This is a genomic window from Rothia sp. HMSC068F09 (genome assembly GCF_001812775.1).
GTDB lineage: Bacteria > Actinomycetota > Actinomycetes > Actinomycetales > Micrococcaceae > Rothia > Rothia mucilaginosa_A.
Genome location: NZ_KV810412.1, coordinates 1 through 1,819, shown reverse-complemented (window position 1 = coordinate 1,819; position 1,819 = coordinate 1). Strand labels below are relative to the sequence as shown.

2 protein-coding genes are annotated in these 1,819 nt (G+C 48.9%); both read left to right on the top strand.

Annotated features, from left to right (window positions below; all coding sequences use genetic code 11):
• On the top strand, window positions 1-538 hold a 538-nt coding region (locus HMPREF2874_RS01235; RefSeq protein ID WP_141754191.1), incomplete at its 5' end, for an ATP-binding cassette domain-containing protein.
• A 4-nt stretch (window positions 539-542) separates the two neighbouring features.
• A partial coding sequence (locus tag HMPREF2874_RS09110; RefSeq protein ID WP_168165144.1) for an ATP-binding cassette domain-containing protein occupies window positions 543-1,819 on the top strand: 1,277 nt, incomplete at its 3' end.

Below are 1,819 nucleotides of genomic sequence, written 5' to 3'. Positions count from 1 at the left end.
CGGCCGTTATGAACTGACTGTGCGTGAAAATCTTCTTCTGGGTTTGCCGCAGGAGGCGGTTGAGCGTCTTGGTGATGCTGATTTGTGGTCGGCTTTGTCGGTGGCTTGTGCTGATGATTTTGTGCGTGGTCTTGAGGGTGGTTTGGACGCTCAGTTGGGTGAGTCGTTTGGTGGTGTTGGTCTTTCGGGTGGTCAGTGGCAGCGTTTGGCGTTGGCGCGTGTGGTTCTTCGGGATGCGCCGGTGTGGGTGTTGGATGAGCCGACCAGTGCTGTGGATGCTGAGACTGAGGAGGAGATTTTTGCTCGGTTGAAGGTGGCTGCTGTTGGGCGTTTGGTGGTGTTGGTGTCTCATCGTGCGTGGACGTTGCGTGGTGTTGATTCTGTGGTGGTGTTGGATGGTGGGTGTGTGGTGGAGCAAGGAACCTACCGGGAGCTACTGAAGGCAGAGGGAAAGTTTATGGAAATTTTCAAAAATCAGATCTCTGAAGATTCTGCAGGGCGCAAAACTTCCGCTGAAAGGGGCTATAAAGATGCGTAAGATTATGGCTAATACTGTTTGGTCCGTGGTTTATGCTTTCAAAAATCACCCCGTATGGACCGTTTCCTATCTAGTGTCTGTTGTGTGCCTATCACTATTCCCTGCTCTGCAGATGGAGGCTGTCACTAGACTTGTTGAGCATTTGGGCCAGAGCCAGGATGAAGTGCTCCCGCTAGCGCTGGGGGTTAGTTTTGTGCTGGCAGGATACATTGCCCTGGGACAAGCATCAGACTCTCTGCGTATGATTCTAAATTCTCGAATGTCAAGTACGGGTATTCAGAACGTATCTTCTCGTCTGGCGACTTGTTCCTCTCAGGAAATCGCGAGCGGTGATTATGCTCGCTCATCAAGGGCAGCTCATGAAGCTGTGACAGGGGGGAGCCTGGGGTCTCAAGTTTCCACTATGGGTGCTCTGATATTCATCATTTTTTCGACGGGAGCCCTTAGTTATTCCGTAGGAAAGATCAATGTATATGCTTCACTCTGCATGCTTGCAGGCATGATTCCTGTTGCCTTGATGTCACATCTCTATTCGAGTAAGAATGCTGAGGCAATGGAAAAAATATATTCATATAGCTACAACGCGTGGCATAGCACTAACCAGATTGCACAAATAACTACTGCTCGTGAGCTTGCAATTCTTAATGCTCGGTCGTTCTTTGCGCATCGTGCTAATCAAGAACGGAAAAAATCCGGTGAGGAGGAAATTGGCCTAGCTCGTTACATCCTCAGAATATATACAATTGTTGGTTTTATAAGCGCTGCATTGCTAGCTTTAGCCCTTATTTTTCTAGCGGCCTCGGTGCCAGCTCCCGGTGCTCTTGCTGGAGCTGTTATAGGTATTACCTCGGCTATAGTCTCGCTTGGCTCGATGGGAAGCGACCTTAGCTCAATGGCGGCGGGGTCAAACGCAATTGATATATATCGAAAGTTTATTTCTAGCGCACAGCCCGAGCAGAAAAATCCGATTGCCGATATCTACCCTGAAATCTGCAGCGTTTCCATTAGGAATCTTGCTATCCAGTATCCAAAAGCTGATTCTTTAGCTCTTAAAAACATCAATCTCACTTTTGGTCCCGGGCAGATGATTGGTATTGTCGGGCCCAGTGGATCAGGAAAGACAACCCTAGTAAATGCACTCATGGGTATGCTGAAGCCCTCCAGTGGAGACATCCTCATGGGAGGTACGTCGGTACAGGACATATCACCTGATGATTTGTTGGCAAATGTTGGTTTGGTGAGTCAAGACTACGGCCGTTATGAACTGACTGTGCGTGAAAA